Below are 22,517 nucleotides of genomic sequence, written 5' to 3'. Positions count from 1 at the left end.
CGGGGGCGGGGGCCGCGGGGCGCCGGGGCGGGGGCGCCCCCCCGGCGCGCCCCCCCCCCGGGGGCCCCCCCCCCCCCCCCCCGCCGGGGGGGGCGGGGGGGGGGGCCCCCCCCCCCCCCCCGCGAAGCCATCATTTGGCGGGTCCAGGGGGCCCTGCCCCCTGGCGGGGGTGCGGGGGCGGAGCTCCTGCCGCATGAAGCAGCGCGCCGACATCGCGCTGGTCGAGCGTGGCCTCGCGGAGTCCCGCACCCGCGCCCAGGCGCTCATCATGGCCGGCCTCGTCTATTCCGGCGAGCGCCGCATCAACAAGCCCGGCGAGGTGCTGCCCGAAGGCCTGCCGCTGGAGCTGCGCGGGCAGGACCATCCCTGGGTGTCGCGCGGCGGGGTGAAGCTGGCGCATGGGCTGGCGCATTTCGGCCTGTCGCCGGCCGGGCGGGTCTGCCTGGACCTCGGCGCATCCACTGGCGGCTTCACCGACGTGCTGCTGCACCACGGCGCCGCCCACGTGCACGCGCTGGACGTGGGCCACGGCCAGCTCGCCTGGAAGCTGCGCAACGACCCGCGCGTGACGGTGATGGAGCGGGTGAACGCCCGCCACCTGAAGCCCGGCGACCTGCCGGAGCTGGGCGTGCTGGTCTGCGACGCCTCCTTCATCGGGCTGCGCACCGTGCTGCCGGCGGCGCTGGGCTTCTGCGCGCCCGGCGCCTGGGCCATCGCGCTGATCAAGCCGCAGTTCGAGGTGGGACCGGCGGTGGCCAAGGGCGGCGTGGTGCGCGACCCGGCGGTGCACGAATCCGTCTGCGCGGAGATCGCGGCCTGGTGGGCGGGGCTGGAAGGCTGGCGGGTGCTGGGCGTGGAGCCCTCGCCCATCCTGGGGCCGGAGGGAAACCGGGAGTTCCTGATCGCCGCGGCGAGAGAGTGAAGTGGCGCGCCCGAAAGGATTCGAACCTCTGACCCCCAGATTCGTAGTCTGGTGCTCTATCCAGCTGAGCTACGGGCGCGCAGTCGTCACTTCACGTTCAACGGTGGCGCGCCCGGGAAGATTCGAACTCCCAACCCCCAGATCCGTAGTCTGGTGCTCTATCCATTGAGCTACGGGCGCCTGCCGTCTTGGGGGCGGAGATAACCAAGGGCGGCGCCGGGCACAACCCCCCGGCGCCACCTTTTCAGTTCGCCGACAGTTTCTCCAGCTCGCGCAGGATGGCCTCGCCCATCACGGCGGTGCCCACGCGGGCCATGCCGGCCTGCATGATGTCGGCGGTGCGCAGCCCGCCGGCCAGCACCTTCTCCACCGCCGCCTCGATCAGGCGCGCCTCCTCCTCCAGGCCGAAGCTCCAGCGCAGCAGCATGGCGAAGGACAGCATCTGCGCCGACGGATTCGCCACGCCCTTGCCCGCGATGTCGGGCGCCGAGCCGTGGATGGGCTCGTACAGGGCGTGCCGCTTGCCCGAGGGCTGCACCGCCCCCAGCGTGGCCGAGGGCAGCATGCCCAGGCTGCCGGTCAGCGCCGCCGCCAGGTCGCTCAGCACGTCGCCGAACAGGTTGGAGGCGAGGATGACGTCGAACTGCTTGGGCCGGGAGCAGAGCTGCATCGCCGCGTTGTCGGCGTACATGTGCTCCAGCTCCACGTCGGGGAACTCGGCGGCGTGGACCTCGCTCACCACCGCGCGCCACAGCCGGCCGGACTGCATCACGTTGGCCTTCTCGGTGGAGGTGACCTTGTTGCGCCGCTTGCGCGCCAAGTCGAAGGCGACGCGCGCGACGCGCGCGATCTCCTCCTCCGAGTACACCTCGGTGTCCACGCCCACGCGCTGGCCGGCGGCGTTGACGGAGACGCCGCGCGGCTCGCCGAAGTAGATGCCGCCCGTGCTCTCGCGCACGATCATGATGTCCAGGCCGCGCACCACGTCGGGCTTCAGCGAGGACGCGTCCACCAGCGGGTCCAGCACCACGGCGGGGCGCAGGTTGGCGAACAGGCCCAGCTCCTTGCGCAGCCGCAGGATGCCCAGTTCCGGCCGCTGGTCGAAGGGCAGCTTGTCCCACTTCGGCCCGCCGACGGAGCCGAACAGCACCGCGTCGGCCTCCTTCGCCGCCGCCACCGTCGAATCGGGGCATGGCGAGCCGGTGGCGTCCAGGGCGGCGCCGCCGACCAGCCCTTCCTGCACCGCGAAGGAGACGGCGCGCCGCGCGCCCATCCAGTCCACCACGCGGCGGACCTCGGCCATCACCTCGGGGCCGATGCCGTCGCCGGGCAAGACCAGGAGCTTCTTGTTGGACATCAGGCGAACAACCACGGCTGGGACGCGCGGAGCTTGCCCTCGTGCGCGTCGATGGCGGGGGCGTGCTGCAAGGTCTGGCCGATGTCGTCCAGGCCGTTCAGCAGGCAATGGCGGCGGAAGGCGTCCACCTCGAAGGGGATTTCCTCGCCGTTGGGGCGCACCACCACCTGGCGCTCCAGGTCCACCGTCAGGCGGGCGTTGCCGCCCATCCGCGCGTCCTCCATCAGGTGCTCGCACACCTCGCGCGGCAGCTTCACCGGCAGGATGCCGTTCTTGAAGGAGTTGTTGTGGAAGATGTCCGCGAAGTCGGGCGCGATGACGCAGCGGATGCCGAAGTCCAGCAGCGCCCAGGGCGCGTGCTCGCGCGAGGAGCCGCAGCCGAAGTTCTCGAAGGCCACCAGGATCTCCGCCTTGCGGTAGGGCTCCTGGTTCAGCACGAAGTCGGGGTTCTCCGTGCCGTCATCGTTGTAGCGGAAGTTGGCGAACAGGCTCTTGCCCAGCCCCGTCCGCTTGATGGTCTTGAGGAAGCGGGCCGGGATGATCTGGTCCGTGTCCACGTTCGCCTTGGGCAGCGGGGCGGCGACGCCGGTGAGGGTGGTGAAGGGGGTCATCGGCTGCTCCAGTCGCGCACGTCCACGAAATGCCCGGCGATGGCCGCGGCCGCCGCCATGGCGGGGCTCAGCAGGTGCGTGCGCCCGCCCGGGCCCTGGCGCCCCTCGAAGTTGCGGTTGGAGGTGGAGGCGCAGCGCTGTCCCGGCGTCAGCTTGTCCGGGTTCATGCCGAGGCACATGGAGCACCCGGCCTCGCGCCACTCGAAGCCGGCCTCGCGGAACACGGCGTCCAGCCCCTCGGCCTCCGCCTGCTGCTTCACCAGGCCGGAGCCCGGCACCACCATGGCGCGCACGCCCTCCGCCACCTTGCGCCCCTGCGCCACGGCGGCGGCCGCCCGCAGGTCCTCGATGCGCGAATTGGTGCAGGAGCCGATGAAGGCGACGTCCACCTTCAGCTCGGTCAGCTTCTGGCCCGGCTGCAGGCCCATGTAGTCCAGCATGCGCTGCACCTGGGCGCGCCGCGCCTCGTCGGCGAAGGCGGCGGGGTCCGGCACCGCGCCGGTGATGGGCAGCACGTCCTCCGGGCTGGTCCCCCAGGAGACCATGGGCGCGATCTCCTCCGCCCGCAGCACCACTTCCTTGTCGAAATGCGCGCCGGGGTCGCTGGGCAGGGTGCGCCACCAGGCCACCGCGCGCTCGAAGGCCTCGCCCTGCGGGGCGTGGCGGCGGCCCTTCACGTAGGCGAAGGTGGTGTCGTCCGGCGCCACCATGCCGGCGCGCGCGCCCGCCTCGATGGACATGTTGCAGATGGTCATGCGCCCGGCCATGTCGAGCGCGCGGATGGCCTCGCCCGCGTACTCGATGACGTGGCCGGTGCCGCCCGCGGTGCCGATGCGCCCGATGATGGCCAGCACGATGTCCTTGGCCGTGCAGCCCAGCGGCAGCGTGCCGTCCACCGTCACCCGCATGTTGCGGGCCGGCTTCTGCAGCAGCGTCTGGGTGGCCAGCACGTGCTCGACCTCCGAGGTGCCGATGCCGAAGGCCAGCGCGCCCAGCGCGCCGTGGGTGGAGGTGTGGCTGTCGCCGCACACGATGGTCATGCCCGGCAGGCTCAGCCCCTGCTCCGGCCCCACCACGTGGACGATGCCCTGCCCGGCGCTGAGCAGCGGGATGTAGGGCACGCCGAACTCGGCGACGTTCTGCTCCAGCGTCTCCACCTGCAGCCGGCTTTCCGGGTCGGTGATGCCGGTGCGGCGGGAGGCGTCGGTGGCGATGTTGTGGTCCACCACCGCCACGGTGGCGTCGGGCCGGCGCACCGCGCGCCCGGCGGCGCGCAGCCCCTCGAAGGCCTGCGGGCTGGTCACCTCGTGCACCAGGTGGCGGTCGATGTAGAGCAGCGCGGTGCCGTCCGGCAGCGTCTCCACCACGTGGTGGTCCCAGATCTTGTCGAACAGCGTGCGGGGCCGTGACTCGGCCATCTCTGCGTTCCCCCGGCGTTGCGGCCGGGGCGCCGCGGCCCCGGCGGGACGAAGAAGGGCGGGACCCTGCGGCCCCGCCCCAGGAATGGTTCAGCCCTGCGGGGCGGCGGCGGGGGCGGCGGCCGCCTCGGCCTTCAGCCCCAGCTTCTCGGCGATGCGCGCCGACTTGCCGGTGCGCCCGCGCAGGTAATACAGCTTGGCGCGGCGGACCTTGCCGCGGCGGACCACGCTGATCTCCGCGATGGCGGGCGAGTGCAGCGGGAAGACGCGCTCCACGCCCTCGCCGTAGCTCAGCTTGCGGACGGTGAAGTTGCTGTGCAGCCCGCGGTTGGAGCGCGCGATCACCACGCCCTCATAGGCCTGGGTGCGGACGCGCTCGCCCTCCACCACCTTCACCATCACGCGCACGGTGTCGCCGGCGCCGAACTCGGGCACCGGGCGTTCGGCCAGCAGGCGCTGCTTCTGCGCCTCGTCGAACTGCTGCAACAGGTTCATGTCAGTGTCCTTTCAAGCGTGTCGGTTTAGGCCGCGGCGCCGCCGCGGGCAACCGGAAGTCGGTTCCACAGGTCGGGGCGGCGCTCGCGCGTCGCCCGCTCCATCTCCTCGCGCCGCCAGCGCGCCACCTCGGCATGGTGGCCGGACAGCAGGACGGGCGGCACCGCCCTGCCCTCCCACTCCGCGGGGCGCGTGTAGTGCGGGTATTCCAGCAGGCCGGCGGAATGGCTCTCCTCCTCCGCCGACTCCATCGCGCCCATGACGCCCGGCAGCAGCCGCACGCAGGCGTCCAGCAGGGCCAGCGCCGCCATCTCGCCGCCGCTCAGCACGAAATCCCCCAGGGAGACCTCGGCCATCGCACGGCGCTCGATCACGCGCTGGTCCACCCCCTCGTAGCGGCCGCACAGCAGCACCACGCCGGGGCCGGCCGCCAGCTCGCGCACCAGGGATTGCTCCAGCACGCGGCCGCGCGGCGTGAGGTAGAGCAACGGCCGGCCGTCGCCCTCCGGCATGGCGGCGGCGATGGCGGCGTCCACCACGTCGGGGCGCATCACCATGCCGGCGCCGCCGCCGAAGGGCGTGTCGTCCACCGTGCGGTGCCGGCCCAGCCCGTGGGCGCGGATGTCCCGCGCCTCCAGGCTCCACAGCCCCTGGCGCAGGGCGCGCCCGGCCAGCGATTCCCCGAGCGGGCCGGGGAACATCGCCGGGAAGAGCGTCAGGCAGGTGGCGCGCCAGCTCATTCCCCGCGCGCCTCCACCTCGTCGGGCAGGACCACCACGACGTGCCCCCCGGCCACGTCCACCACCGGCACGGCGGCGCGGGTGAAGGGCACCAGCCGCTCGTCCTCCAGCACCAGGAAGGCGCCGGCGCCGTGGTCCTCCACCGCGCGCACGCGGCCCAGCGGCGTGCCGTCCTCCGCCCGCGCCTCCAGCCCCTGCAGGTCGGCGAGGTAGAACTCGTCCTCTCCCTCCGTGGCCGGCAGCGCCGTGCGGGGCACGTGCAGCCCGGTGCCGGTCAGCTTCGCGGCGGCGTCCCGGTCGGCCACGCCCTCGATGCGTGCCAGGTCCTCGGCCAGCAGGGTCAGGCGGAACTCCCGCGTGCCGGCGGCGTCGTAGAGCGGGCCGTAGGCGGTCAGCGCCAGCGGGTCGGCGGTGAAGCTGCGGACGCGCACCAGGCCCCGCACGCCGTGCGGCCGCCCGATCTCGCCCAGCAGGATCATCGCCGGCGCCATGGGGGGGTCAGCCGGCGGCCGCGGCGCGTTCCTGCGCCTTCTTCTTCGGCTTGGACTGGATCGGCTGCTCCGGGTAGGCCGGCATGGCGATTAGCCCGGCCTTGCCCAGGAACTTGGCCACGCGGTCGGTCGCCAGCGCGCCCTTGCCCAGCCACTCCTTGATCTTCTCGTCCTGCAGGCGGATGCGGTCCGCGTGGTCGGAAGGCAGCATGGGGTTGTAGGAGCCCAGCTTCTCGATGAAGCGGCCGTCGCGCGGCGAGCGGCTGTCGGCCACCACGATGTGGTAGTAGGGGCGCTTCTTGGCGCCGGCGCGGGCGAGGCGAATCTTCAGACCCATGTCGTCACTCTCTTCCTTCTAGAACGGTCGGTTCTTGCCGAGGCCAGGGAGGAGCGAGGCGAGCCCGCCGCGCATCATGCCCTTCTGGCCCATCTTGTTCATGCGCTTCATCACGTCGCGCATGTCCTCGAACTGCTTCAGCAGGCGGTTCACCTCCTGCACCTGCACCCCCGCCCCGGCGGCGATGCGCCGCTTGCGCGAGGCCTTGATGACCTCCGGCGCGCGGCGCTCCTTCACCGTCATCGAGCCGATGATGGCCGCCTGCCGCTTGAGCAGGGAGGTGTCGAGGTTGGCGTCGGCCAGCTGGTTCTTGATCTTGGCCACGCCCGGCAGCATGCCCATCAGCCCGGACATGCCGCCCATCTTGCCGATCTGCTTCAGCTGCGCCGCGTAGTCCTCCAGCGAGAACTGGCCTTTCTGCATGCGGGCGGCCAGCTTCTCGGCCTCCGCCTGGTCCAGCGTCTCGGCCGCCTTCTCCACCAGGGAGACGATGTCGCCCATGCCCAGGATGCGGCCGGCGATGCGGTCGGGGTGGAACTCCTCCAGCGCGTCCAGCTTCTCGCCCGCGCCCAGCAGCTTGATCGGCGCGCCGGTCACCGCGCGCATGGACAGCGCCGCGCCGCCGCGGGCATCGCCGTCCACCCGCGTCATCACGATGCCGGTGACGCCCACCTGCTCCTGGAAGGCGCGGGCGGTGTTCACCGCGTCCTGGCCGGTCATGGCGTCCACGACCAGCAGCGTCTCGTGCGGCTTCACCGCGGCCTTCACCGCCGCGACCTCCGCCATCAGCGCCTCGTCGATCGCCAGCCGGCCGGCGGTGTCCAGCACCACCACGTCGAACAGCTCGGCGCGGGCGCGGGCCATGGCGCGCTCGGCGATCTGCAGCGGCGTCTGGCCGGGCACGATCTCCAGGTCCGCGACCTCCGCCCGCCGGGCCAGCTGCTGCAGCTGCAGCTGCGCGGCGGGCCGGTGCACGTCCAGCGAGGCCACCAGCACCTTGCGGCGCTCCCGCGTGCGCAGCCTGAGCGCGATCTTGCCCGAGGTGGTGGTCTTGCCCGAGCCCTGCAGGCCCACCATCAGGATGGGCACCGGGGCCGGGGCGTTCAGGTCCAGGCCCTTGGCGCCCTCGGCGCCGCCAAGGGCCTCCACCAGCGCGTCATGGACGATCTTGACCACCTGCTGGCCGGGCTGGATGGAGCGGATGACCTCCTGCCCCACCGCGCGCTCGCGCACCTTGGCGGTGATGTCCTTCACCACGGGCAGGGCGACGTCGGCCTCCAGCAGGGCCACGCGCACCTCGCGCAGCGCCTCGGCGACGTCGGCCTCGCTCAGCGCGCCGCGGCCGCGCAGGCGGTCGAAGACACCCTGGAGGCGGTTGCCCAAAGCCTCGAACAAAGGACCACTCCAAACGAAAACGCGCCGCTGCGCGAGCCTTCGCGGAGCGGCGGCGACCCCCGAGGGGACCGGATGAACAGGGGGCGTCTACCCCCCAAAACCGCGATAGTCAACACAGCCCAGCCGGCGAAGCCGCTGGGCGGCCAACCGGCGAGCCCGACAAGGAGTGGAAGCGCGGAGGCAGGATCAGCGCGCAAGGCGCGCGGCGCCACCCTTCAGGGTGCCGAAGCCAAGGCCGCGGATGCGGCCGCCCCCGGCGGCGGCGGCGTTGAGGGCACAGCCAACACGGCTCCCAAGTAACCCTGGGGAGCCCTTCAGGCTCCCCAGGGTTACTTGGGAGCCAGCACCATGATCATCTGGCGGTTCTCCAGGCGCGGCATGGACTCGACCTTCACAATCTCGCCCAGGTCGGTGCGGATGCGCTCCAGCAGCTTCACGCCCAGTTCCTGGTGCGCCATCTCGCGGCCACGGAAGCGCAGGGTGACCTTCACCTTGTCGCCCTCGCCGATGAAGTTGCGCGCCATGCGCATCTTCACCTCGTAGTCGTGGTCGTCAATGTTCGGGCGAACCTTGACTTCCTTGATCTCGACGACCTTCTGCTTCTTGCGGGCCTCGTTGGCCTTCTTCTGCTGCTCGTACTTGAACTTGCCGTAGTCGGTGATCTTGCAGACCGGCGGCACCGCGTTGGGCGAGATCTCCAGCAGGTCCATGCCGGCCTGGTGGGCGCGATACAGCGCGTCGCGGATGCTGAGCACCCCGAGCATCTCGCCATTCTCGTCAATCAGGCGCACCTGGGGCACGCGGATCTCATTGTTGACGCGGGGCCCCTCGCGGGAGGGAGGGGTCTGGGGCATGGGGCCGCGGGCTATGGTCTGCTCCTGTCGTGGTGAGAAAGCGTCTAGGGCGCTTTATGGTGCGCCCGGCGTCACGGCGCAACCATCAGGTCGGGCGGCGCGGCCTCGGCGGCCAGCTTCGCCACCGCCTCGGCCAGCGGCAGGGCCTCCTGCTCGCGGCCCGGCAAGCGGCGCAGCACCAGCTTGCCCTCCTCCGCCTCCCGCCGGCCGATCACCGCCAGGATGGGGGTGCGCTGCTCGATGTGGAAGGGCACCTTGGCGTTGATCTTCTCGTTGCGGAAGTCGGTGTCCACCCGCAGGCCTGCGGCGCGCAGGGCGGCGGCCGCTTCCTCGGCGAAGGGGATGGCGTCGTCCACGATGGTCGCCACCGCCACCTGCACCGGGGCCAGCCACAGCGGGAAGCGCCCGGCATGCTGCTCGATCAGGATGCCCAGGAAGCGCTCGAAGCTGCCCAGGATGGCGCGATGGAGCATGACCGGGCGGCGGCGGTCGCCGGCCTCGGCCACGTATTCGGCGTCCAGCCGCTCGGGCAGCACGAAATCCACCTGCAGCGTGCCGCATTGCCAGTCGCGGCCGATGGCGTCGCGCAGCACGAATTCCAGCTTGGGGCCGTAGAAGGCGCCCTCGCCCGGGTTCAGCTCGTAGTCCACGCCGGCGATGCGGCAGGCCTCCTTCAAGGCGCCCTCCGCGCGGTCCCAGGTGGCGTCGTCGCCGGCGCGCTCCTCCGGGCGGTCGCTGAACTTCACGCGGAAGGATTCGAAGCCGAAGTCGCGGTAGATGGCGCCCAGCAGGGCGACGAACTTCACCGTCTCCTCGGCGATCTGCGCTTCCTCGCAGAAGATGTGCGCGTCATCCTGGGTGAAGGCGCGCACGCGCATGATGCCGTGCAGCGCGCCGCTCGGCTCGTAGCGGTGGCATGCGCCGAACTCCGCCATGCGCAGCGGCAGCTCGCGGTAGGAGCGCAGGCCGTGGTTGAAGATCAGCACGTGGCAGGGGCAGTTCATCGGCTTCAGGGCGAGCATCCGGTGGGCCTCGTCCTGGTCCTCCACCGTCGCCATGAACATGTTCTTGCGGTAGTTCTCCCAGTGGCCGGAAGCCTCCCACAGCTTGCGGTCCAGCACCTGCGGCGTGCGGACTTCCTGGTAGCCGCTCGCATCCAGCCGGCGGCGCATGTAGTCCTGCACCACCTGGTACAGCTTCCAGCCGCGCGGGTGCCAGAAGACGGAGCCCGTCGCCTCCTCCTGGAGGTGGAACAGCCCCATCTCCTTGCCGATGCGGCGGTGGTCGCGCTTCTCGGCTTCCTCGATCTGATGGAGATGCGCCTCCAGTTCCTTGCGGTCGCGCCAGGCGGTGCCGTAGATGCGGCTCAGCATCGGGTTCCCGGCCTTGCCGCGCCAATAGGCCCCGGCCACCTTCATCAGCTTGAAGGCGTCGCCCACCGCGCCGGTGCCGGGCATGTGCGGGCCGCGGCAGAGGTCCACCCAGTCGCCCTGGGAATACAGGCTGATCTCCACGTCCTCGGGCAGGTCGCGGATCAGCTCCACCTTGAAGCGCTCGCCCTTGCCCTCGAACAGCGCGATGGCATCCTCGCGGCTCACCACGCGGCGCGCAAAGGGCGCGTTGCGGGCGATGATCTCGCGCATCTTCGCCTCGATGGCGGCGAAGTCCTCGGGGGTGAAGGGCTGGTTGCGATGGAAGTCGTAGTAGAAGCCGTTCTCGATCGGCGGGCCGATCGTCACCTGCGTGCCGGGGAACAGCGCCTGCACGGCCTCGGCCAGCACGTGGGCGGCGTCGTGGCGGATCAGCTCCAGCGCCTCGGGGTCCTTGCGGGTGATGAAGCGCAGGGCGGCGTCGTGCTCGATGCGTGCCGACAGGTCCATCTGGCGGCCATCCAGCACCATCGCCAGCGCGGCCTTGGCCAGGCCGGGGCCGATGCTGGCCGCGACCTCGGTGCCCGTCACCGCGCCTTCGAACTGGCGGACGGAACCATCGGGCAGGGTGATCGCGGGCATGCGGGGAGAACCTGTGCAGGAAAGGGGCGGCGGACCATGGGCAAGGCCGCCCGCAGCGTCAAGGCAAGGCGGCGAGCACCTGCCCCGCGGTGACGGCGCCGATGGGCGCGCCATGCAACCAGGCCGCGCGCGGCCCGCGCGGGGCGCAGAGGGCGGGGTCGCTCTCCGGCCCGAACACCGCCAATGTCGGCACGCCCAGCGCGGCGGCGAGGTGGGTGGGGCCGGTGTCGTTGCCCACGCAGAGCGCGGCGCGGCGGGCCAGCGCCGCCAGCTCGCGCAAGGTGGTTCGGCCGCGCAGGTCCAGCACGCCGGGGATGGCGGGGTCCGCCGGGCCGCCCACCGCCACCGCGGGCATGTCCAGCCGCGCCGCGAGTTCCGCGAAGCGCTGCGCCGGCCAGCGCTTGCCGGGGCGCAGCGGCGAGGCGCCGGGCACCAGCAGCGCGAAGCGCTCCGGCAGGTTCAGCCGCGACAGGTCGGCGGTCAGCCAGGACAGCTCTGGATCGGGGAAGCGGGTGATGCCGGCCATCGCCAGTTGCTCGCGCTGGCGTTCCAGCGTGTGCATCGCGTCCCGTGCCGGGTTGGCGTGGGGGTGCGAGGCGCCGGGCGCGATGCCCGACCATTCGGCGCGCCCGCCCACGAACCAGCGGTAGCGCGAGGACCGCGAGGAGGTCTGCAGGTCATACACGCGGTCGAAGCGCGAGCGCCGCAGCCACCATGCCAGCCGCGCCACCGCCGGCACGTCACCCCAGGCCGGCCTTCCATCGGCGCGCAGGGCGTCGAACCACGGCGCGCCGTCCAGCAAGGCGGCGTAGGGCGGCGTGGTCAGCAGCGTGACATGCGCGCCGGGATGATGCGCGCGGATGGCGGCGAAGGGGCCGAAGGCCTGCACCACGTCGCCCAGCGCCGCCAGCTTGATGACCAGCACCTTCATCGCAACAGCTCGCGGTACACGTCCAGCGTCGCGTCCTGCATGGCGCGCAGGGTGGGCACGCCGGCGCGCGCGGCGGCGCCGATGGCGGCGCGGGCGGCGGGGTCCAGCGCCAGCACCGCCTGCACGGCACCGGCCAGCGCGGTGGCGTCGCCGGGCGGCACCAGCCAGCCGGTTTCGCCGTGGCGTACCGTCTCGCGCGGGCCGCCGAGGTCGCTGGCGATCACCGGGCGCGCCATGGCCTGCGCCTCGATGACGCTGCGGCCGAAGCCCTCGGGCTCGGTGGAGGCATGGAGCACGATGTCGGCGGCCAGCAGCGCCGCCGGCACGTCGGCTAGGTGGCCGGGCAGGCGCAGGCGGCCGGCCACGCCCAGCGCTTCGGCGCGGGCGCGGAGGTCTGCCGCGAAGGCCGGGCGCCCGTCGCCCAGCAGAACCGCCACGGCGCCGGGGAGCCGGGCCAGCGCCTCCACCACCACCATCCCACCTTTCCAGCGCGTCAGCCGGGCGGGCAGCAGCAGCAGCGGCGCGCCCGCCGGCACATCCCAGGCGGCGCGCAGGGCGGCGACGCGCGCGGGGTCCACCGCCGCAGGGTCGAAGCGCGCCGGGTCCACGCCGCGCGGGATGACGCGCACCCGGGCCGGGTCGGTGCCGTGCCGCGCCTGGAGGTGCTCGGCCACGAAGCGGCTGATGGCGATGACGCGGTCGCCGTGCGCCATCACGGAATTGTAGAGGCGCTTGCCCGGGAAGCCCTCGTTGTAGGCGGCGTGGTAGGTGGTGACGAAGGGCAGCCCCAGCCGCCGCGCCGCCCGCAGCGCCGACCAGGCGGGGGCGCGGGAACGCGCGTGGATCAGCGCCACGCCCTCGCGCCGCGCCAGCGCCTCCAGCGCGGCGGCGTTGCGCCAGATGGCCAGGGGGTTCTTCGCGGCCAGCGGCAGGGTCACGTGCGCCTCGCCCAGCGCCGCCGCCAGCCGGCCGCCGGCGCTGGCGACCAGGGGGCGAAAACCGGTGCGCCCGATGGCTTCGGCGATTTCCAGCGTGCCGCGCTCCACCCCGCCGGCATCGAGGGCGGGCAGCACCTGGAGGATGGCGGGCGGGCGGGGCATGCGCGGCGGTCGTAACGCAGATCGCCGGAGGGCGGAATCGCCCGGAGGCGTGAATCTGCGGGCCCTGGCGCGGATCGGCGCCCGGCGGTATCGCCCGCGCCATGGAAGAGACCGGCACCCTCCCCGCCCCCGATGGCACCCCCCTCGCCTTCCGCCGCCTGCCCGGCAGCGGGCCGGGGGTGGTGTTCCTGGGCGGCTTCCACAGCGACATGACCGGCTCCAAGGCCGAATACCTGGCCACCTGGTGCGCCGCGCGCGGCACGCCCTTCCTGCGCATGGACTACAGCGGCCACGGCGCCAGCGGCGGCCGCTTCGAGGACGGCACCATCGGCCGCTGGACGGCGGATGCGGAGGCCGCGCTGCTGGCGCTGACCGACGGCCCGCAGATGATCGTCGGCTCCTCCATGGGCGGCTGGATCGCGCTGCTGCTGGCGCTGCGCCACCCGGCCCGGGTGCGCGCGCTGGTCGGCATCGCCCCCGCCCCCGACTTCACCGAGGACCTGATGTGGGCGCAATTCCCGCCCGCGGTGCGCGAGGCCATCCTGCGCGACGGCGCCTGGCGCCGCCCCTCAGATTACGGCGAGCCCTATCCCATCACCCGCGCGCTGATCGAGGATGGGCGCGCCCACCTGCTGCTGGGCGGGCGCATCGGCATCCAGGCGCCGGTGCGCATCCTGCAAGGCGACGCCGACCCGGACGTGCCCTGGCAGCACGCACTGCGCCTCGCCGCCGCGCTGGATTCCGCGGACGTGCGCGTCACGCTGGTGAAGGGCGGCGACCACCGCCTCTCCACCCCGCGCGACCTGTCACTGCTGGGCGACACCCTCGCCGCGCTCCTCCGCGAGGATGGCGCGTAGCCCTTCGCGGTAGCTCGGGTAGCGCCACTCCAGGCCCAGCGCCGCCTTGGTGCGGCGGTTCAGCACGCGCCGGCTCTCGCCCCAGAAGGAGCGCGCCATCTCGCTCATCCGCGCCCAGGCATCCGCGAAGGGCAGTTCCGGCGGTGGGTCCACGCCGAGCAGCCGGGCGGCTTCCTCGACCACGTGGCGCGGCTCGGCGGGCTCGTCATCCACCAGGTGCAGGATGCGCGGGCCGTCCGGGCCCTCCATCGCCGCCAGGCAGGCGCGGGCGATGTCGTCGCGGTGGATGCGGCCGAAGGCGTGGCCGGGCTTCACCACCCGCTTCGCCGTGCCGTCGCGCAGGTCGTCGAAGGCGCTGCGGCCGGGGCCGTAGATGCCGCCGACGCGCATCACGTCCACCGCGCAGGGCAGCGTCTGCCACTGCCGCTCCGCCGCCAGCCGCTGCACCGAGCGCGGCTGCATCGGCGCGGGGGGCGTCGCCTCGTCCACCGCCGCCCCGCCGCGGTCGCCATAGACGCCGGTGGTGGACAGGTAGCCCACCCATTCCAGGGGCGCCGCGCGCAGGGCCGCCGCGTGGCGCGCCCAGGCCGGGTCCCCGGCCTCGCCCGGCGGCGCGGTGGCCAGCAGGTGGGTGGCGGCGCGGAACGGCGCCGGGTCGTCGAAGGGCACCTCGCCGGGGCCGGGGGCGCAGCGCGTCGTCACCTGCACCTGCCAGCCCACGGCGCGGGCCAGCGCCGCCGCCGCACCGCCGGCATACCCACCCCCCAGGATCAGCAGCCGCCCCGCCATGGCCTTCATCTGGCGCGGGAATGGCCGTTGCGCTAGGGAGTCGCCGTGCGCCCCGCCCTTCCCCTGCTGCTCGGCCTCGCCGCCCTGTGCGCCGCCGGCGCATGGTGGGCCGCGCCGCGGCTGGCGGCGCCGCCGGAGCGCATCGTGCTGGGCGCCCCGCCCGACCTCCCGCTGCCGCCCGAGCCGCCGCGCATCGCCGATGGCGAGGAGTACGAGAACTGCCTGGCCCTGCTGCGCCGCGACGTGGACGAGGCGCAGCGCTTCGCCCTGGCGTGGGAGGCCACCGGCGGCGGCGAGGGCGCGCGCCACTGCCTCGCCCTCGCGACCCTGGGCACCGGCGAACCCGCCCGCGCGGCGGAGCGGCTGGAGCGCCTGGCCGCGGGCTCGCGCGCCGGCAACCAGGCGCGCGCCGCCATCTACGGCCAGGCGGCCCAGGCCTGGACCATGGCCGGCGACGGCAACCGCGCCTTCGGCGCCATCACCCTGGCGCTGACCCTGGCCCCCTTCGACACCGAGCTGCTGGTGGACCGCTCGGTCATCCTCGCCTCCCGCGGGCGCTACCGCGAGGCGATGGAGGACCTGGACCGCGTGCTGGCCATCGAGCCCGAGCGCGCCGAGGCGCTGGTGTTCAAGGCCGCCGCCCTGCGCCACCTGGACCGGGTGGAGGAAGCCCGCCGCACCGTGGACCGCGCGCTGGAGCTGGACCCCGACAGCGCCGAGGGCCTGCTGGAGCGCGGCATCCTGAAGCAGCTGCGCGGCGAGGTGCTGTCCGCCCAGGATGACTGGCGCCGCGCGGTGGAGCTGGCGCCCGACAGCGCCGCGGCCGAGCTGGCGCAGCAGAACCTGGCGCTGAGCGAGCTGGGGCCCGCCCGCCGGTGAGGGCGCTGGCGGCAGCGCTGCTGCTGCTCGCCGCGCCGGCCGCCGCGCAGCCCGCCGATTCCCGCTGCCGCGGCGCCCTGCAGGCGGAGCCCTTCGCCCGGATGGAGGGCATCTTCGGCTTCACCTACTTCCTGCGCCTCACCAACCGCTCCGAGGCGCCGCGCCGCTGGACGGTGGAGCTGCGCGGCGTGCCGGGCCGGGTGGAGCCGCGGCAGTCCGGCGGGCCCATCCCGCCCGGCGGCAGCGTGCTGGTGCGGCTGGGCGAGGGCAACATCCCCGACGTGCAGGGCGTGGCGCTGCGCTGGGACGAGGCGGGGCTGGAGACCGGCCCGCTGCTGCTGCTGCGCGGCTGCGCCGCCGAGCGCCGCCCCGAGGAAACCCGCCCCACCCTGCCGGGAGACCCGCCCGCCGCCAGCCCCGAGGAAGCGTTGCTGCGCCAGATGCTGGGGCGCTGAGGCGGCCGCTCAGAAATCCAGGTCGGCGTAGTGCGGCGGCGGGGCCATGCCGCTGATGCGGTCCCCCAGCAGGCCGCGGAAGGAGGGGCGCGACTTGATGCGGGCGTACCAGTCGCGCGCCGCCGGGTTCAGCGACCAGTCCACGTCATTGGCGTAGTCCAGCGCCGAGAGGTGGCCGGCCGCGGCGAAATCCGCCAGCGACAGGTGCGGCCCGGCCAGCCAGGGCCGCGTCTCCGCCAGCCAGCCGATCACTTCCATGTGCGGCTTCAGGTTGGCGTAGCCGGCGCGGATGGCGGCGCCATCCGGGTTGCCCAGGCCGAGCGGGCGCTTGAGGTGACGCTCCCAGATCAGGTTGCGCGTCACCTCCTCGCCGAACTTGCCGTCGAACCACGCCACCAGCCGGCGCACCTCGGCGCGCTCCGCCAGGGTGCGGCCGACCAGGGGGATGTCGGGGTAGGCCTCGTCCAGGTACTCGCAGATGGCGCCCGAATCGGCGATGGCCAGCCCGTTCTCCTCCACCAGCACCGGCACGGTGCCGGCGGGGTTCAGGCGCAGGAACTCCTCGCGGCGCTCCCACACCCGTTCCGTCAGCAGCTCGAAGGGGATGCGCTTCTCGGCGAGGGCGAGGCGCACCTTGCGGCAATAGGGCGACAGCGGGAGGTGATGGAGGACGCGCATCGCGTGCATGAATGCCACGCGCGCCCGCGGTGATGAAGGGAACGGAACGCGTCCACCGCAACAAATGGACACATTCCGTCAGAACCTTATTCCGCCGCCTGCGGCACCTCGCTCATCGGGCGCGGCAGGTACTTCGCGTACTCCTTGGGCACCACCTGCCAGAAGGCGTCGCGCTGCCCGGCCCAGTCGTTCAGGATCATGGCGGCGTGCCGGCTGCCCGTCTCGGCGACGTGGCGATGCAGGATGGCCTGCAGCTCCGCCTCCCAGTGCGGCGAGGCGAGGCGCTGCCACAACAGGGTGTCCGGGTTGATCCGGCGCTCGAAGGTGCCGGCGGCGTCGTGGATGAAGGCCATGCCACCGGTGAAGCCCGCGCCGAAATTGTCGCCCACCGGCCCGAGGATCACCACCGTGCCGCCGGTCATGTACTCGCAGCCATTGGCGCCGACGCCCTCGACCACCGCCAGCGCGCCGGAGTTGCGCACGGCGAAGCGCTCGCCGGCCTGCCCGGCGGCGAAGAGCGCCCCGGCGGTGGCGCCGTACAGGCAGGTGTTGCCGATGATGGTGTTCTCGTTCCAGACGAGGCCCGAGGACGGCGCCGGCCGCACCACGATGGTTGCACCCGACAGCCCCTTGCCCACGTAGTCGTTGCTGTCGCCATAGACCTCCAGCTTCAGCCCGCGCACGCCGAAGGCGCCGAGCGACTGGCCGGCGCTGCCGCGCAGCCGCACCGTCAGGTGGCCGTCCTGCAACCCGGTCATGCCGAATTGCCGCACGATGCGCGAGGACACCTTGGTGCCGATGGCGCGGTGCGTGTTGCGGATGTTGTAGGCCAGCTGCATCTTCTCGCCACGCTCGAAGAGCGGCGCGGCGTCCTTCAGCATGTCGGCGTCCAGCGTCTCCGGCACCTCGTTGCGGCCCTCGATGGTGCAGAAGGGCTTCTCCGAGCCGGGGTCGGCCTTCACCAGCAGCGGGTTGAGGTCGAGGTCGTCGAGGTCCGCGGCACCGCGGCTGACCTGCCGCAGCAGGTCGGTGCGGCCGATCACCTCCTCCAGCTTGCGGAAGCCCAGGCTGGCCAGGATCTCGCGCACCTCCTCCGCCACGAAGGAGAACAGGGCGATCACCTTCTCCGGCGTGCCGGTGAACTTGGCGCGCAGCGCCTCGTCCTGGCTGCACACGCCGACGGGGCAGGTGTTGGAGTGGCACTGGCGCACCATGATGCAGCCCATCGCCACCAGCGAGGCGGTGCCGATGCCGAACTCCTCGGCGCCCAGCATGGCGGCGATCACCACGTCGCGGCCGGTCTTGATGCCGCCATCGGTGCGCAGCTTCACCCGGTGGCGCAGCCGGTTCAGCAGCAGCACCTGATGGGTCTCGGAAAGCCCCATCTCCCAGGGCAGGCCGGCATACTTGATGGAGGTGACGGGCGAGGCGCCCGTGCCGCCGGAATGGCCGGACACCAGGATGGCATCCGCCTTCGCCTTGGCCACGCCCGCGGCGATGGTGCCGATGCCCGAGCGCGAGACCAGCTTCACGCAGACCGTCGCTTCCGGGTTGATCTGCTTGAGGTCGTAGATGAGCTGCGCCAGGTCCTCGATCGAGTAGATGTCGTGGTGCGGCGGCGGGCTGATCAGCGTGACGCCCGGCGTGGAATGCCGCAGCCGCGCGATGAGGCCGGTGACCTTGAAGCCGGGCAGCTGCCCGCCCTCGCCGGGCTTGGCGCCCTGGGCCACCTTGATCTCGATCTCGCGGCAGTTGTTGAGGTACTGCGCGGTGACGCCGAAGCGGCCGGAGGCGATCTGCTTGATGGCGCTATTGGCGTTGTCGCCATTGGCGCGCGGCTTGGCGCGGTCCGGGTCCTCGCCGCCCTCGCCGCTGTCGCTGCGCGCGCCGATGCGGTTCATCGCGATGGACAGCGTCTCATGCGCCTCGGGGCTCAGCGCGCCGAGGCTGATGCCTGGCGCCAGCAGGCGCTTGCGGATCTCGGTGATGCTTTCCACGTCCTCCAGCGCGATGGGCGTGGTGCCCTCGGCGCGGAAGTCCAGCAGGTCGCGCAGGGCCACGGGGGGTTGCTTGCGCACCATCTCGCTGTAGCGCTTGAAGGTCTGGTAGCTGTCGGTGTCCACCGCCTTCTGCAAGGTGTGGATCAGCGTGCCGCCGAAGGCGTGCGCCTCGCCGCGCTGGCGCAGCTTGTAGAGGCCGCCGACCGGCAGCGCGACCACCTCGGAGCCGAAGGCGTGGCGGTGCAGGTCCAGCACGCGCCGCGCCAGCCCGTTCAGCCCGATGCCCGAGATGCGCGAGGCGACGCCGGGGAAGTACTCCGCCACCAGCGCGCGCGACAGGCCGATGGCCTCGAAGTTCATGCCGCCGCGGTAGGAGGAGATGACGGAGATGCCCATCTTGGACATCACCTTCAGCAGCCCCTTGTCCACCGCCTTCTTGAAGCGGCCGATGGCGGCCTCCAGCGCGATGTCGCCGAACAGGCCGCGGCGGTGGCGGTCGGCGATGGAGGCTTCCGCCAGGTAGGCGTTCACCGTGGTGGCCCCCGCCCCCACCAGCACCGCGAAGTAGTGCACGTCCAGGCACTCGGCGGCGCGGACGTTCAGGCTGACGAAGGTGCGCAGGCTGGTGCGCACCAGGTGGGTGTGCACGGCGCTGACCGCCAGGATCATCGGGATTGCGGCGCGCGCCGGCCCCTGCGCCTCGTCGGTGAGGATGACGTGCTGGCAGCCGGAACGCACGCCGTCCTCGGCCTCGCGGCGCACCCGCTCCAGCGCCTTCTTCAGCCCGGCCTCGCCCTCATCGGCGGGGAAGGTGCAGTCCACCTCGCAGGCGCTGGCGCCCATGTAGGCGCGCATGGCGGCGAACTCCGCCGTGCCCAGCACCGGGCTGTCCAGCATCAGCATGTCGCACTGGCTGGGGTCCTCGTCGAGGATGTTGCCCAGGTTGCCCAGCCGGGTGCGCAGCGTCATCACCCGCGTCTCGCGCAGCGAGTCGATGGGCGGGTTGGTGACCTGGGAGAAGCTCTGCCGGAAGTAGTGGTGCAGGCCGCGATACTGGGAGGACAGCACGGCGATGGGCGTGTCGTCGCCCATGGAGCCCACGGCCTCCGCCGCGTCCTCCACCATGGGGTGCAGGATCTGCTCCAGCTCCTCCAGCGTGTAGCCCATGGCCAGCTGCGCGCGGCGCAGCGCCTCGCCCGAGAGCTGGGCCGGGACGGCGCCGCCGCGCTTCACGATCTCGTCGATGCGGGTGGTGCGGTTCACCCATTGGCCGAAGGGCTTGCGCGCGGCCAGCAGGTCCTTCAGCTCGCCGTCGAGGTAGAGGCGCCCTTCATCCAGGTCCACGCCGAGGAACTGGCCGGGGCCGACGCGCAGCTTGGCGGTGATCTCGTCCTCGCGCAGCTTCACCATGCCGGTCTCGCTGCCGACGATCAGCAGCCCGTCCGTGGTGGTGGTGGCGCGCAGCGGGCGCAGGCCGTTGCGGTCCAGCCCGGCGACGACCCAGCGGCCATCGGTGGCGCAGACGGCGGCCGGGCCGTCCCACGGCTCCATCACCGCGTTGCAGTAGAGGAACAGGTCGTGATGGCCCGCGGGCATGGTGGCGTTGTTGGTGATGCTCTCGGGGATCAGCATCGCCTTGGCCATCGGCGCGTCGCGGCCGCCGCGCACCAGCAGCTCGAACACGTTGTCCAGGCTGGCGGTGTCGCTGCCGCCGGCCTGCACGACCGGCTTGATGTCGTCGAGGTAGGCGTCCAGCAGCGGGTGGCTCAGGCGCGTCTCGTGCGCCTTCATCCAGTTGATGTTGCCGGAGACGGTGTTGATCTCGCCGTTGTGGGCCAGCGTGCGGAAGGGCTGCGCCAGCCGCCAGGTCGGGAAGGTGTTGGTGCTGTAGCGCTGGTGGTAGATGGCGAAGCGGGAGACGAAGCGCTCATCCTGCAGGTCGGGGTAGAAGATGCTGAGCGACTCCGCCAGGAACATCCCCTTGTAGATGATGGACCGGCTGGACAGGCTGCACAGGTACAGCTCGGGGATCTGCGCGGCGATGGCCTGCTTCTCGATCCGCCGGCGGATGACGTAGAGGTCGCGCTCCGTCGTCGCCTGGTCGCGCTGCTCCGGGTCGTAGATGAGGATCTGCTCGATCTCGGGCCGCGTGGCGTTGGCCTTCTCGCCGATCACGCTCGGGTTGATCGGCACCTGGCGCCAGCCATAGATGCCGTAGCCCATCGCCAGGATCTCGGTCTCGACGATGGTGCGGCAGCGCTCCTGCGCGCCGAAGTCGGTCTTGGGCAGGAACACCATGCCCACCGAGATCAGGCCCGGCTTCACCGTGTCGCCGCCCTCGCGCACCGCATCGGCGAAGAAGCTGGGCGAGAGCTCGACATGGATGCCGGCGCCGTCGCCGGTCTTGCCATCCGCATCCACCGCGCCGCGGTGCCACACCGCCTTCAGCGCATCGATGCCCGCCTGCACCACCTTGCGCGACGGCTTGCCGTCCAGCGCGGCGACGAGGCCGACGCCGCAGGCATCGTGCTCGGTGGTGTCGATGCCGGCGGCTTCGAGCTTCGCCTTGTTGGCCTGCCAGTTGGCGACGTAGTTGGCTTCCATCATCGTCACTCCGCCGCCACGGCCACGCGGGCCTGGTCCATCACGTATTGCTCGATGCGCTCGGCCGCGTCGCGGCCGTCGCGGATGCCCCACACCACGAGGCTGGCGCCGCGCACGATGTCGCCGCCGGCGAAGACGCCGGGCAGCGAGGTCATCATGGTGCGGTGGTCCACCTTCACCGTGCCCCAGCGCGTCACGCCCAGGCCGGGCTCGCCGAACAGGCTGGGCAGGTCCTCGGGGTCGAAGCCCAGCGCCTTGATGGCGAGGTCCGCCTTCACGGTGAACTCGCTGCCCGGGATGGGCTCCACCTGCTGGCGCCCGGTGGCGTCGGGCAGGCCCAGGTGCATCCGCACCGCGCGCACGCCGGTGACGTGGCCCGCGCCTTCGAAGCCGTCGGGCGCGGAGAGCCAAGCGAAGGTCACGCCCTCCTCCTCGGCGTTCTTCACCTCGCGCATCGAGCCGGGCATGTTCGCCTTGTCGCGGCGATACAGGCAGGTGACGGAGGCCGCGCCCTGGCGCACCGCGGTGCGCACGCAATCCATCGCCGTGTCGCCGCCGCCGATGACGACGACGTGCTTGCCCTCGGCGTCCAGCGCGCCGGAGTCGAACTCCGGCACCGCATCGCCCAGGCCCTTGCGGTTGGAGGCGGTGAGGTAGTCCAGCGCCGGCACGACGCCCGGCAGGTCGGCGCCGGGGAGCTCCACGTCGCGCGCCTTGTAGACGCCGGTGGCGATGAACACGGCGTCGTGCTCCGCGCGAAGCTGCTCGATCGTGATGTCCTTGCCGATCTCCACGCCCAGGTGGAAGCGGATGCCGCCGGCCTCGAACTGCTTCCAGCGGGCCAGCACCACCTCCTTCTCCAGCTTGAAGTTGGGGATGCCGTAGATCATCAGCCCGCCGACGCGGTCGTAGCGGTCATAGACATCCACCGCGAAGCCGCGCACGCGCAGGCGCTCGGCCGCGGCCAGCCCGGCCGGGCCGGCGCCGATGATGGCCACCGAGCGGCCATTCTCGCGGCTCGGCGTGGGCGGCTTCACCCAGCCCTTCTCCCACGCCGTGTCCACGATGTAGCGCTCCACCGAGCCGATGGTGACGGAGTCGAAGCCCTTCTCGATGACGCAATTGCCCTCGCAGAGCCGGTCCTGCGGGCAGACGCGGCCGCAGACCTCGGGGAAGGTGTTGGTGGCCGAGGCGACCTCATAGGCCTCCTCCAGCCTTCCCTCGGCGGTGAGCTTGAGCCAATCGGGGATGTTGTTGTTGAGCGGGCAATGCACTTGGCAGAAGGGCACGCCGCATTGCGAGCAGCGCGACGCCTGCTCCGACGCACGCGAAGGGTCGAAGCGGTCGTAGATCTCGGCGAAGTCCTCGCGGCGGATCGTGGCCGGGCGCTTCTCCGGCGTCTGCTGTTGCAGGCGGACGAATTGCAGCATGCGCTCGGCCATGGCGGGGGGCTTCCTCAGACGGGTGATCCGCGCGTGTTAGCGCAGGCCTTCCCTGGCGGGAAGCGGAAATCAACCAGAAAGGACAGCATAACTGTCCTATATTCTCCTTGGGCCCGTCGCGGTCGTCAGGAAGCCTCCGCCCCGATGGGA

Annotated in this window: 20 protein-coding genes and 2 tRNA genes; 4 read left to right on the top strand and 18 right to left on the bottom strand. The window is 72.4% G+C overall.

Annotated elements, in window-relative coordinates; translation table 11 throughout:
- Positions 1-193: 193 nt before the first annotated feature.
- Entirely contained in the window at positions 194-922 is a 729-nt protein-coding gene (locus ACI6QG_RS02510) for a TlyA family RNA methyltransferase (protein WP_407022977.1), read from the top strand.
- 2 nt (positions 923-924) lie between these two features.
- On the opposite strand, the gene ACI6QG_RS02505 is transcribed toward ACI6QG_RS02510, so the two are convergent.
- The 14 genes from ACI6QG_RS02505 to ACI6QG_RS02440 form a co-directional block, all read right to left on the bottom strand.
- Positions 925-1,001 (bottom strand) — tRNA-Arg (locus ACI6QG_RS02505).
- 25 nt (positions 1,002-1,026) lie between these two features.
- Positions 1,027-1,102: transfer RNA gene (locus ACI6QG_RS02500), tRNA-Arg, on the bottom strand.
- 64 nt (positions 1,103-1,166) lie between these two features.
- Positions 1,167-2,279, bottom strand: a complete 1,113-nt coding sequence (leuB, locus tag ACI6QG_RS02495) for a 3-isopropylmalate dehydrogenase (RefSeq protein WP_407022976.1) — start codon at positions 2,277-2,279, stop codon at positions 1,167-1,169.
- Complete coding sequence (gene leuD / locus ACI6QG_RS02490; RefSeq protein WP_407022975.1) at positions 2,279-2,890, bottom strand: 3-isopropylmalate dehydratase small subunit; 612 nt, start codon at positions 2,888-2,890, stop codon at positions 2,279-2,281. Before leuD ends, leuB begins: the two co-directional genes overlap by 1 nt.
- Positions 2,887-4,308 carry a 3-isopropylmalate dehydratase large subunit gene (gene leuC / locus ACI6QG_RS02485; RefSeq protein WP_407022974.1) on the bottom strand — a complete coding sequence of 474 codons (1,422 nt, stop codon included), beginning with the start codon at positions 4,306-4,308 and terminating at the stop codon, positions 2,887-2,889. The genes leuD and leuC overlap by 4 nt, the downstream gene beginning before the upstream one ends.
- A 90-nt stretch (positions 4,309-4,398) precedes the next feature.
- Complete coding sequence (rplS, locus tag ACI6QG_RS02480; protein ID WP_407022973.1) at positions 4,399-4,803, bottom strand: 50S ribosomal protein L19; 405 nt, start codon at positions 4,801-4,803, stop codon at positions 4,399-4,401.
- 26 nt (positions 4,804-4,829) lie between these two features.
- The gene (trmD, locus tag ACI6QG_RS02475) at positions 4,830-5,543 is read right to left on the bottom strand and encodes a tRNA (guanosine(37)-N1)-methyltransferase TrmD (protein ID WP_407022972.1); all 714 of its coding nucleotides are present in this window, start codon (positions 5,541-5,543) and stop codon (positions 4,830-4,832) included.
- Complete coding sequence (gene rimM / locus ACI6QG_RS02470; RefSeq protein ID WP_407022971.1) at positions 5,540-6,034, bottom strand: ribosome maturation factor RimM; 495 nt, start codon at positions 6,032-6,034, stop codon at positions 5,540-5,542. Before rimM ends, trmD begins: the two co-directional genes overlap by 4 nt.
- Before the next feature lie 7 nt (positions 6,035-6,041).
- Entirely contained in the window at positions 6,042-6,371 is a 330-nt protein-coding gene (gene rpsP, locus ACI6QG_RS02465; protein WP_407022970.1) for a 30S ribosomal protein S16, read from the bottom strand.
- Between the two features lie 18 nt (positions 6,372-6,389).
- The gene (gene ffh, locus ACI6QG_RS02460; protein ID WP_407022969.1) at positions 6,390-7,766 is read right to left on the bottom strand and encodes a signal recognition particle protein; all 1,377 of its coding nucleotides are present in this window, start codon (positions 7,764-7,766) and stop codon (positions 6,390-6,392) included.
- Positions 7,767-8,095: 329 nt separating this feature from the next.
- Positions 8,096-8,620 carry a translation initiation factor IF-3 gene (gene infC / locus ACI6QG_RS02455; protein WP_407022968.1) on the bottom strand — a complete coding sequence of 175 codons (525 nt, stop codon included), beginning with the start codon at positions 8,618-8,620 and terminating at the stop codon, positions 8,096-8,098.
- A 71-nt stretch (positions 8,621-8,691) separates the two neighbouring features.
- Complete coding sequence (gene thrS, locus ACI6QG_RS02450; protein WP_407022967.1) at positions 8,692-10,632, bottom strand: threonine--tRNA ligase; 1,941 nt, start codon at positions 10,630-10,632, stop codon at positions 8,692-8,694.
- A gap of 58 nt (positions 10,633-10,690) precedes the next feature.
- Positions 10,691-11,563, bottom strand: coding sequence for a glycosyltransferase family 9 protein (locus ACI6QG_RS02445; RefSeq protein WP_407022966.1), 873 nt, complete (start codon positions 11,561-11,563; stop codon positions 10,691-10,693).
- Positions 11,560-12,663 carry a glycosyltransferase family 4 protein gene (locus tag ACI6QG_RS02440; protein WP_407022965.1) on the bottom strand — a complete coding sequence of 368 codons (1,104 nt, stop codon included), beginning with the start codon at positions 12,661-12,663 and terminating at the stop codon, positions 11,560-11,562. Before ACI6QG_RS02440 ends, ACI6QG_RS02445 begins: the two co-directional genes overlap by 4 nt.
- A 101-nt stretch (positions 12,664-12,764) precedes the next feature.
- Between ACI6QG_RS02440 and ACI6QG_RS02435 the strand changes: the two genes are divergently transcribed.
- Positions 12,765-13,520: an alpha/beta hydrolase gene (locus tag ACI6QG_RS02435; RefSeq protein WP_407022964.1), complete on the top strand. Its 756-nt coding sequence runs from the start codon at positions 12,765-12,767 to the stop codon at positions 13,518-13,520.
- Here the strand turns inward: ACI6QG_RS02435 and ACI6QG_RS02430 are convergent.
- The gene (locus ACI6QG_RS02430; RefSeq protein WP_407022963.1) at positions 13,470-14,318 is read right to left on the bottom strand and encodes a Rossmann-fold NAD(P)-binding domain-containing protein; all 849 of its coding nucleotides are present in this window, start codon (positions 14,316-14,318) and stop codon (positions 13,470-13,472) included. The genes ACI6QG_RS02435 and ACI6QG_RS02430 overlap by 51 nt on opposite strands.
- 36 nt (positions 14,319-14,354) lie before the next feature.
- On the opposite strand from ACI6QG_RS02430, the gene ACI6QG_RS02425 reads away from it, so the two are divergent.
- The gene (locus ACI6QG_RS02425; RefSeq protein WP_407022962.1) at positions 14,355-15,188 is read left to right on the top strand and encodes a tetratricopeptide repeat protein; all 834 of its coding nucleotides are present in this window, start codon (positions 14,355-14,357) and stop codon (positions 15,186-15,188) included.
- Entirely contained in the window at positions 15,185-15,643 is a 459-nt protein-coding gene (locus tag ACI6QG_RS02420; RefSeq protein ID WP_407022961.1) for a hypothetical protein, read from the top strand. Before ACI6QG_RS02425 ends, ACI6QG_RS02420 begins: the two co-directional genes overlap by 4 nt.
- A gap of 9 nt (positions 15,644-15,652) precedes the next feature.
- Here ACI6QG_RS02420 and ACI6QG_RS02415 read toward each other — a convergent pair whose 3' ends face one another.
- The 3 genes from ACI6QG_RS02415 to ACI6QG_RS02405 form a co-directional block, all read right to left on the bottom strand.
- Positions 15,653-16,321, bottom strand: coding sequence for a glutathione S-transferase family protein (locus ACI6QG_RS02415; RefSeq protein ID WP_407022960.1), 669 nt, complete (start codon positions 16,319-16,321; stop codon positions 15,653-15,655).
- A gap of 86 nt (positions 16,322-16,407) precedes the next feature.
- Positions 16,408-20,925, bottom strand: a complete 4,518-nt coding sequence (gltB, locus tag ACI6QG_RS02410) for a glutamate synthase large subunit (RefSeq protein ID WP_407023041.1) — start codon at positions 20,923-20,925, stop codon at positions 16,408-16,410.
- A gap of 5 nt (positions 20,926-20,930) precedes the next feature.
- Positions 20,931-22,367 (bottom strand): NAD(P)-dependent oxidoreductase, encoded by a 1,437-nt coding sequence (locus tag ACI6QG_RS02405; protein ID WP_407022959.1) that lies wholly within the window; start codon positions 22,365-22,367, stop codon positions 20,931-20,933.
- Between the last annotated feature and the right edge of the window lie 150 nt (positions 22,368-22,517).

The sequence above is a fragment of the Sabulicella flocculans genome, from assembly GCF_045449635.1.
GTDB lineage: Bacteria > Pseudomonadota > Alphaproteobacteria > Acetobacterales > Acetobacteraceae > Roseococcus.
Note: the sequence above shows the minus strand (reverse complement) of the source record. Positions and strands in the feature narration are given on the sequence as shown.

Bases quoted from the DNA above. Each gene is read 5' to 3' on its own strand.
- ACI6QG_RS02510 (WP_407022977.1), top strand. From the start codon at position 194: ATGAAGCAGCGCGCCGACATCGCGCTGGTCGAGCGTGGCCTCGCGGAG.
- leuB (WP_407022976.1), bottom strand. From the start codon at position 2,279: ATGTCCAACAAGAAGCTCCTGGTCTTGCCCGGCGACGGCATCGGCCCC.
- leuD (WP_407022975.1), bottom strand. From the start codon at position 2,890: ATGACCCCCTTCACCACCCTCACCGGCGTCGCCGCCCCGCTGCCCAAG.
- leuC (WP_407022974.1), bottom strand. From the start codon at position 4,308: ATGGCCGAGTCACGGCCCCGCACGCTGTTCGACAAGATCTGGGACCAC.
- rplS (WP_407022973.1), bottom strand. From the start codon at position 4,803: ATGAACCTGTTGCAGCAGTTCGACGAGGCGCAGAAGCAGCGCCTGCTG.
- trmD (WP_407022972.1), bottom strand. From the start codon at position 5,543: ATGAGCTGGCGCGCCACCTGCCTGACGCTCTTCCCGGCGATGTTCCCC.
- rimM (WP_407022971.1), bottom strand. From the start codon at position 6,034: ATGGCGCCGGCGATGATCCTGCTGGGCGAGATCGGGCGGCCGCACGGC.
- rpsP (WP_407022970.1), bottom strand. From the start codon at position 6,371: ATGGGTCTGAAGATTCGCCTCGCCCGCGCCGGCGCCAAGAAGCGCCCC.
- infC (WP_407022968.1), bottom strand. From the start codon at position 8,620: ATGCCCCAGACCCCTCCCTCCCGCGAGGGGCCCCGCGTCAACAATGAG.
- thrS (WP_407022967.1), bottom strand. From the start codon at position 10,632: ATGCCCGCGATCACCCTGCCCGATGGTTCCGTCCGCCAGTTCGAAGGC.
- ACI6QG_RS02445 (WP_407022966.1), bottom strand. From the start codon at position 11,563: ATGAAGGTGCTGGTCATCAAGCTGGCGGCGCTGGGCGACGTGGTGCAG.
- ACI6QG_RS02440 (WP_407022965.1), bottom strand. From the start codon at position 12,663: ATGCCCCGCCCGCCCGCCATCCTCCAGGTGCTGCCCGCCCTCGATGCC.
- ACI6QG_RS02435 (WP_407022964.1), top strand. From the start codon at position 12,765: ATGGAAGAGACCGGCACCCTCCCCGCCCCCGATGGCACCCCCCTCGCC.
- ACI6QG_RS02430 (WP_407022963.1), bottom strand. From the start codon at position 14,318: ATGAAGGCCATGGCGGGGCGGCTGCTGATCCTGGGGGGTGGGTATGCC.
- ACI6QG_RS02415 (WP_407022960.1), bottom strand. From the start codon at position 16,321: ATGCGCGTCCTCCATCACCTCCCGCTGTCGCCCTATTGCCGCAAGGTG.
- gltB (WP_407023041.1), bottom strand. From the start codon at position 20,925: ATGGAAGCCAACTACGTCGCCAACTGGCAGGCCAACAAGGCGAAGCTC.
- ACI6QG_RS02405 (WP_407022959.1), bottom strand. From the start codon at position 22,367: ATGGCCGAGCGCATGCTGCAATTCGTCCGCCTGCAACAGCAGACGCCG.